The following is an 8111-nucleotide window of genomic DNA, read 5'->3' as shown; positions in this document are numbered from 1 at the left end:
GTTCCGATATTAACGTGTGGTTTGCTTCTTTCAAATTTTGCTTTTGCCATTTGAATATCCTCCTGGTTCATTTATATTTCTTTTATTTATTCTTAAAAATCCGTTAAAAAAAAAATCCACACATATCCTTCAAACTGTTTCAGGTTAGTGTAGTATTGTGGTGGTGAGAGAAGGATTCGAACCTTCGAAGGCGTAGCCGTCAGATTTACAGTCTGATCCCTTTGGCCGCTCGGGAACCTCACCATACTTATTTAATTTTTGTGGTACTCCGTAGGGGAATCGAACCCCTGTTTATAGAGTGAAAATCTATTGTCCTAACCGTTGAACGAACGGAGCATCCTATTGAATTTTAGTGGTGCCGCTTATCGGAGTCGAACCAATCACCTACTGATTACAAGTCAGTTGCTCTACCAGATGAGCTAAAGCGGCATTCCCTTTACTCACTTATAATTATACCCTAGAGCATAAAAAAAGTCAATATTTTTTTTAAAAAAAGAAGTAGAAAATTTTCTCTACTTCAATGGTTTCATTATTTCTTTAATTGAGATAATAATTCTCTATATTGTTTTATCATAACTTTAGTCATTCCTTTTTTTATAAACTGGTACCATTTAAAACTAACTGACTCCATTCCTCTTATTGAATCAGAGATCATCTTTGTTAAAAACTCTAATTCTTCATACGAAACTTTTAATTCCATTTGTCCTTTTATATCTGCTGTTGCTTTTACATAATCTAAAAATTGAACTATATTTGGTGTTGCATTATTAGTTGTAAATTGTTTTTTTACTTCTTCTATAAATTTTGATAAAAATTTCTTAGTACTTTTATCTAAACTTACTGAATATTTTCTTTTACCTTTCCCTATTTTATTAATAGAATTCATCATTCCGTTCATTACTGATGCTTGCTTCATTTGCATAGGATTCATATTATTTGTATTTAATTTCTGTGCCTTCATTATTTTCCTCCAATTTTATATTTTTCCAATAACCTTATCTATCTCTTCTTTTTTTATTGCTCCCTCTCTCAAAATAATTGGTAACTTCTTTGTTAAATCAATTATTGTTGATTCAACCCCTAAAGGAGATTCCCCTCCATCAACTAAAATATCTATTTTTTCTTTAAATTTATTATCAACTTCATCAAAACTTCTAGGCGTTTTTTCTCCTGAAAAATTTGCACTTGTTGTTGGTAATATTCCCCCTACAGATTCAATAATTTCTTGGGCTATTTTTAAATTTGGTATTCTCACTCCTACAGTCTCTCCATTTGAAACCATAATTCCAGGCACATTCTCTTTTTTGTTCAATATTATTGTTAAAGCTCCTGGCCAATATTTCTTAGCTAATTTTTCTAAAATTTCTTTTTTTTCATCTTCAATAATAGCAATTTTTTCTATATATTCAACTTTACTAATAAGAGCAATTAAAGGAGAGGTAAAGTTTCTCTCTTTTGTAGTATATATTCTGTGAATTCCCTCTAAAGAATTTATACTTGCTCCTACTCCATAAACTGTATCTGTTGGATACACTATAATATTTCCACAACTTAATTTCTCTTTTATTTTCTCAAAATTTATATTTTCCTTAGTAAAAATTAATCTTTCCATATTATATGTTCCTCCTTTATTTATAAATAATTTTATCATATATAAAAAAAAAAAGCTAGTATATACTAGCTTTTCTATAGGTTTTACTTCTTTTCAAATAATTCTGATACAGATTCATTATTAACTATTCTTCTTAAAGCTTCCGCTAAAATTTCATCTACAGAAATCACTTTGATTTTATCTATTTGTTTTGATTTTGGTAATGCTATTGAATCTGTTACAATAATCTCTTTTAAACAAGAGGCTTGTAATCTTTCAATTGCTGGGTCCGAAAATACCCCATGAGTACAACATGCATATGCTTCAATAGCTCCTCTTGCCATTATAGCTTCTGCACCATTTGTTATTGTTCCTGCAGTATCTATCATATCATCGATGAATATTGCAACTTTTCCTTCTACTTCTCCAATAAGATTCATTACTTCTGACATATTTGGTTTAGGTCTTCTTTTATCAATTATAGCTATTTTACAATCTAACCATTCAGCTAATTTTCTAGCTCTTTTTACTCCACCAACGTCTGGAGATACTACTACTACATTTTCTCCATATAAACCCTTCCCAACAAAATGTTTTGCTAATAAAGGTAATGCTTGCATATGATCAACTGGAATATCAAAGAATCCTTGAATTTGATCTGCATGTAAATCCATAGTAACAACTCTAGTTGCTCCTGCAGTTGTTAATAAGTTTGCTACTAACTTAGATGTAATTGGCTCTCTAGGTCTTGATTTTCTATCTTGTCTAGCATAACCATAGTAAGGAATAATTACATTGATAGATTTTGCTGAGGCTCTTTTTAATGCATCAATAAAAATTAAAAGTTCCATAATGTTTTCATTTACAGGTTCAGATGTTGATTGAACAACAAATACATCTCTTCCTCTTACTGTTTCATCAATACAAACATAAACTTCTCCATCTTTAAATCTAACAATTTCAACATCACCAATTGGCGTCCCATATTTCTTAGCAATCTTATGAGCTAACTCAACATTTGATGTCCCGGCAAATATTTTTACCTCTGATTTTTCCATTTTCTCTATTTCCTCCAGTTAAATTTGATAACTTGTTTGCTACGCGATACTGCTAATGCATTTTCAGGAACTTCTTTTGTTATTACCGATCCTGCCCCAACCAATGCATTATCTCCTATTACTACAGGAGCTACAAGCATTGTATCACTACCTATAAATGAATTTTTTCCAATTTCTGTCTTGAATTTATTTTTACCATCATAGTTACAAGTTATTGTCCCTGCCCCTATATTTGTATGCTCTCCAACTACTGCATCACCTAAATATGTTAAATGTCCAGCCTTAACACCTTTTTCTAAAGTAGATTTTTTTACCTCTACAAAATTCCCTATATGAACTTCCTCTTTTAAATGAGACTTGGGTCTTAAATGGGCAAAAGGTCCAATTGTAACTTTATCTTCTACAATACTCTCTTCTAATACTGAACTTTCCACTCTTATATTATTTCCAAGCTTACAATCTATTATTCTTGTATTTCCTAAAATTTCACAATTCTCACCAATTGATGTATCTCCTTGTAAAAATACACCTGGATATAACACTGTATCCTTTCCTATTGTTACTGTTTCTTCTATATAAGTGTTATTTTGATCTATTATAATAACCCCATTTTCCATATGGTACTTATTTATTCTTTCTCTCATTATTCTGTTAGCTTTTTCAAGTTCAACTTTAGAGTTTATTCCTAAAATTTCGTTATTATCTTCTAGAATATAAGTTTTTACTTTTTTACCTTGAGAAACATTTATTCCAACAACATCTGTTAAATAATATTCTCCATTCTTATTATTGTTTGTTATTTTAGATAAAGCTTCTAATAACTCTTGTGTTTCAAAGCAATATACTCCTGCATTTACTTCTTGAATTTTTCTCTCTTCTTCAGTTGCATCTTTTTCTTCAATAATAGCTTTTACGTTATCATTTTCTTTTACTATTCTTCCATAACCAAATGGATTTTCATAAATTGATGTTAATATTGTTGTTACTGCTCCTGATTTTTTATGCTCTTTATATAAATTTTCCAATGTTTCTCTTGTCAATAAGGGTGTATCTCCACATAAAACCATAACAGTTCCTTTATGATCTTTTAACTTTTCTTGGGCTTGCATTACAGCATGACCTGTCCCCAATTGTTCAAGTTGAACAACATGCTCTACATCTTCCAATACTTTTAAAATTTCTTCTTTTTTATGACCTAAAATTAATATATTATTTTCAGATCCAATTGTACTACAAATATCTGCAATTTTTTTTACCATTGGTACACCACAAACTTTATGTATAACTTTTGGTAAGTCAGACTTCATTCTAGTGCCTTTTCCTGCAGCCAGAATTAACGTTTTTAAACTCATAGTATCCTCCAAATTTTTAGCCTTTTATATTGTACCATACGATATAAGTATTTTTCAAACGATTTTCTTTTATTATTGAAGTTTTTCATATGCTTCATTTATCTCTTTAAACTTTTTCTCATGAAAATTTCTAGTTTCTTCCGAAGCATTGGCATATTTATCAGGATGATGTTTCTTCGCTAACTCTCTAAATGCTTTTTTTAACTCCTCATGTGTTGCGCCTTCTTCAACTCCAAGAATTTTATAATACTTACTTTTATCCTCATAAGCACCAAAAGGATTGTTTTGTTGATGACCTCCTCCTTGGTATCCTCCACCATAAGATTGTCCACTTTGATTTCTAAACATATCTTCAAAATCTTTTTGAGTATATGTTTTATAGTAATAATTTTTCTTTTTATTTGGATTATTTTTATTTCTAAAATAATTTACCGCTATTATTATCAATATAATTGGAAAAAATTGAATTATTATAAATCCAAAAAAAGATACTAGTAACATAAGTACAAATAGTACTGGTAATGCGTTAATGGCTCTTGTCATTCCAAAAAATATTGCTATTATAAAAAATATGGCAAATGTTAATCCTATTGCTAATGTTATCATTTCAACTCCTCTTACTAAATAATACATATAAAATAAGGGATAGAACTACTATCCCCTATTTTAATTATTCTTATTTTTATCTATATTTTCTTTTAATTCTAAAATCTTCTTTTTAATTTTTTTATCTCTAGGATCTATTTCAAAAGCAGCTATATATTCTACTAAAGCTTTACTATACCTTCCTAAAGCTTCATACTCTTTTGCAAAATCCAAATGAGTTTTATACATATCTAATCCTAAAAATATGGAAAAATCATAACTATTTATAGCTTCTATAATTTTACCAATTCTAGAATAAGCATTTCCTAGTAAAAAATGTACAAAAGAATCTTGTGGACTTTCATCTAAAAATTTGTTAAAAAACTTTATTGAATCAGAGTAATTTCCAAGTTCATAATTTAAATAACCTAAAAATCCAATAGATATTTCGTTCTTTTTTCCACTTTTATAAAGCTTATCCCAAAGTTCTAATGCCCCCTCACAATCCTTTTTGTAAAACAGTACCATTGCTAACTCTTCTAGTTCATCTAAATCATTCGGCACTGTTAAAAGATTGCATCTTATGTTTTGTTCACGTTCGAATAAATCTGTTTTTATATTCTTCGTTCTATTTAATATCTTTCCTCTTAGCATTTTAATCCCCCTTAGGTCTTTTAAAATTACTCTTTAGGGCATTATATCATATTTCAAGGTTTTATTTAAGTGATTTTAATATAAAAAAAAAGAGCATATGCTCTTTTTTATCTTATAATGCAGCTTTTGCAGCGTCTGCTAATTTAACAAACTCAGCAGCATTGTTTAATGCGATATCAGCTAATACTTTTCTATCTAACTCGATTCCTGCTCTCTTTAATCCGTTCATTAAAGTCGAGTAAGTTAATCCGTTGATTCTTGCAGCAGCGTTGATTCTGATGATCCATAATTGTCTCATCTTTCTCTTTCTAACTTTTCTATCTCTTGTAGAGAAAGCTTCTGCTCTCATTACTGCTTGTTTAGCTTGCTTGAACACGTCACCAGACGCACCTCTAAATCCTTTAGCAGCTTTTAAAACTTTTTTATGTCTTCTTCTTCTTACTATTCCAGTCTTAACTCTCATTTAAATTCTCCTCCTAAATCTGACTCTTTACAAAAATTTGAATATAAAGCTTATTATCTTCCTACTCCGTATGGTAATAACGCTTTCATGTGTCTCTCTAATGTTGAAGTCACAACTGTATCTTTCTTTAAGCTATTTTTTCTTTTTCTTGATTTCTTAGTTAAGATATGACTCTTTCCTGGTTTCTTAACGATGAATTTCCCTGTTCCAGTAACTTTAATTCTCTTTTTAGCACCTCTATGAGTTTTCATTTTTGGCATTGTAATGTTCCTCCTCTCAAATCTTCACTATTTTTTTGGTGATAAGATTAAATATTTTTGCTTATCATTATATTTTTTATCAATATCTGCGATTTCAACGAATCTATCAGATATCTGATTTAACATTTCTATTCCCTGATCAGCGTACATTCTTTCTCTTCCATACTGAACAAGAGTTATTTTAACTTTATTATCTTTAGCTAAGAATTTTTGTACATGACCTATTTTTGTATCCATATCATGTTGATCAATTCTTGCTCTGAATTTAACCTCTTTAACTATAACTTGTTTTTGATTTTTTTTAGCATCCTTAGCTTTTCTAGTCTGCTCATATTTAAACTTACCATAATCCATTATTTTACATACTGGTGGCGCTGCATTTGGAGAGATTTCAACTAAATCTAACTCTTTTTGCATAGCAAGCTCTAATGCTTCTGCCGATGACATAATACCTAACTGATCTCCAGTTTCAGAGATAATTCTTAATTCTCTACCTCTTATTTTTTCATTAATTCTAACTTTGTCCGAAATAATAGACACCTCCTACTGATAACCAAATAAAAAAAACAGGAAACGATTTCTCCTGTTATACTCTAATAATTATTAAGGGGTTACCTTAAACAAATTATAAATACCATCATGTAGGTTTAACCCCATATGGTGAGAAACAGGAAGTTTCTTCTTTGTTAATCTTTATCAATTGTCTCCAATTATTATAGCATAACTACACAAAAAGTCAATGGTTTTTATTTTTATTAATTTGCCCTCGCAACAAACGAGGGCACTCATATACTCAAACTACTCTTGACTTGATGATACTCCGTATTTTTCTAAAAGTTCTTTATCTTCATTTTTTTCTGCTTCTAACTCTACTTTTTTTATAGATAATTTAATTCTTTTCTTTTCCGAATCAATTTCTACAATCTCAGCCTTTACAATTTGTCCAGGTTGGAATTTATCTTTTAAAGATTTTATAAAGTCTTTAGACACCATTTGTGTTGGAATAAATCCATCTACTCCTTCTTCTAACTTTACAAACATTCCAAAATCTTGAATATTTTTTATTTCTTTTTCAACCCTATCTCCAACAGAATAATGCTCCATTGCTAAAGTCCAAGGACTTTTTTCTAACTCTTTTATGCTACCCTTTATTTTTTGTTCTTCTAAGTTTAATTCTGTCACTTTAAATTCAACAGTATCTCCTTTTGTGAACTTTTTAGTTCCTGCCCAAGCGAAATCTGAGTTATGAATAAATCCATCTACTCCCTCCTCTACTTGAACAAATATTCCAAAAGCTTTTACTTCAACAATAGTTCCTGTCAATACATTTCCTACTGCAAATCTAGTTTCAGCATCTTCCCAAGGATTAGCAGAAAGTTGTTTAATTCCTAATTTTAATCTCTTTGCATCTTTATTTAATTCAGTAATTATAACTTTTACTTCATCTCCAATTTTAACAAAGTTATTAACATTTATTTTTTTCTTTACCCATGAGAAATCTGAACTATGAACTAATCCTTCTACTCCTGGTAAAATTTCAACAAAAGCTCCATAATTTACAATTCTTGTTATTTTACCAAATACTTCTGAATCTACAGCATATTTCTCTACTAAAATATCCCAAGGATTTCTACTTAACTCTTTTATTGATAATTTTAAGTTTCTTTTATTTTTATCTATTTCTATTACTTTTGCATCAAGTACATCTCCAGCTTCAAATAACTCTTTTAAGTTTGTTGTTTTTTTCCAGTCTATTTCAGATATATGAATAAATCCTTTTACATCCTCTTCTGTTTTTACAACTAATCCAAAATCAAGAACATCTAAAACTGTAACTTTTAATACTTCATTTTCAGTTATTTTTTCTAAAGCTTCTAACTCTTTTGCTGCTACAATCTCTTTTCTAGAGAAAAGTATTTTCTTTCCTCTTCTGTCTTCTTTAATCTCTTTTACTGCTAATTTAACTTCCTGTCCAACAAATTCATCTCCTTTATTAAAAGGAATTTCTGAAAGTGAGTTAGGTAAGAATCCTTGTTGATAAGATACTTCAACAACATATCCACCTTTTATTCTTTTTACAATTTTTCCAGTTATAATTTCATTGTTTTCTAATGCTTTTGCTAATATAGATCGGAAGAGCGTCGTGTA

General features: G+C 29.5%; 9 protein-coding genes, 3 tRNA genes and 1 other annotated feature. All 12 genes read right to left on the bottom strand.

From position 1 onward, the window contains the following. Nucleotides 1-158 precede the first annotated feature (158 nt). The 12 genes from Q0V09_RS05135 to infC all read right to left on the bottom strand — a co-directional run bounded on the left by Q0V09_RS05135 (nucleotide 159) and on the right by infC (nucleotide 6503). Nucleotides 159-243: transfer RNA gene (locus Q0V09_RS05135), tRNA-Tyr, on the bottom strand. An 18-nt stretch (nucleotides 244-261) separates the two neighbouring features. Then, nucleotides 262-336: transfer RNA gene (locus tag Q0V09_RS05130), tRNA-Glu, on the bottom strand. A 17-nt stretch (nucleotides 337-353) separates the two neighbouring features. Next, a tRNA-Thr gene (locus tag Q0V09_RS05125) sits at nucleotides 354-429 on the bottom strand. 100 nt (nucleotides 430-529) lie between these two features. After that, nucleotides 530-961 (bottom strand): hypothetical protein, encoded by a 432-nt coding sequence (locus tag Q0V09_RS05120; RefSeq protein WP_297406733.1) that lies wholly within the window; start codon nucleotides 959-961, stop codon nucleotides 530-532. Between the two features lie 15 nt (nucleotides 962-976). Further along, nucleotides 977-1612, bottom strand: a complete 636-nt coding sequence (locus Q0V09_RS05115) for an L-threonylcarbamoyladenylate synthase (RefSeq protein WP_297406734.1) — start codon at nucleotides 1610-1612, stop codon at nucleotides 977-979. 83 nt (nucleotides 1613-1695) lie between these two features. Beyond that, entirely contained in the window at nucleotides 1696-2649 is a 954-nt protein-coding gene (locus Q0V09_RS05110) for a ribose-phosphate diphosphokinase (protein WP_297406736.1), read from the bottom strand. Between the two features lie 5 nt (nucleotides 2650-2654). Continuing rightward, nucleotides 2655-4001 (bottom strand): bifunctional UDP-N-acetylglucosamine diphosphorylase/glucosamine-1-phosphate N-acetyltransferase GlmU, encoded by a 1347-nt coding sequence (glmU, locus tag Q0V09_RS05105; protein WP_297487472.1) that lies wholly within the window; start codon nucleotides 3999-4001, stop codon nucleotides 2655-2657. A gap of 72 nt (nucleotides 4002-4073) precedes the next feature. After that, on the bottom strand, nucleotides 4074-4607 hold the full coding sequence (locus tag Q0V09_RS05100; protein WP_297406739.1) for a DnaJ domain-containing protein: 534 nt from the start codon (nucleotides 4605-4607) through the stop codon (nucleotides 4074-4076). A 60-nt stretch (nucleotides 4608-4667) separates the two neighbouring features. Continuing rightward, nucleotides 4668-5240 carry a hypothetical protein gene (locus tag Q0V09_RS05095; RefSeq protein WP_297406742.1) on the bottom strand — a complete coding sequence of 191 codons (573 nt, stop codon included), beginning with the start codon at nucleotides 5238-5240 and terminating at the stop codon, nucleotides 4668-4670. A gap of 112 nt (nucleotides 5241-5352) precedes the next feature. Then, entirely contained in the window at nucleotides 5353-5703 is a 351-nt protein-coding gene (gene rplT, locus Q0V09_RS05090; RefSeq protein ID WP_297406744.1) for a 50S ribosomal protein L20, read from the bottom strand. A gap of 53 nt (nucleotides 5704-5756) precedes the next feature. Then, nucleotides 5757-5963, bottom strand: a complete 207-nt coding sequence (gene rpmI / locus Q0V09_RS05085) for a 50S ribosomal protein L35 (protein WP_297487470.1) — start codon at nucleotides 5961-5963, stop codon at nucleotides 5757-5759. Between the two features lie 27 nt (nucleotides 5964-5990). After that, nucleotides 5991-6503, bottom strand: coding sequence for a translation initiation factor IF-3 (gene infC / locus Q0V09_RS05080; RefSeq protein WP_297405127.1), 513 nt, complete (start codon nucleotides 6501-6503; stop codon nucleotides 5991-5993). A 12-nt stretch (nucleotides 6504-6515) separates the two neighbouring features. Continuing rightward, nucleotides 6516-6653 (bottom strand) — a sequence feature (ribosomal protein L20 leader region). Between the last annotated feature and the right edge of the window lie 1458 nt (nucleotides 6654-8111).

Origin of the sequence: uncultured Cetobacterium sp., from assembly GCF_947039425.1 — a bacterium.
In the GTDB taxonomy this organism is placed as follows: Bacteria; Fusobacteriota; Fusobacteriia; order Fusobacteriales; family Fusobacteriaceae; genus Cetobacterium_A.
This window is presented reverse-complemented; position numbering and strand designations above follow the sequence as displayed.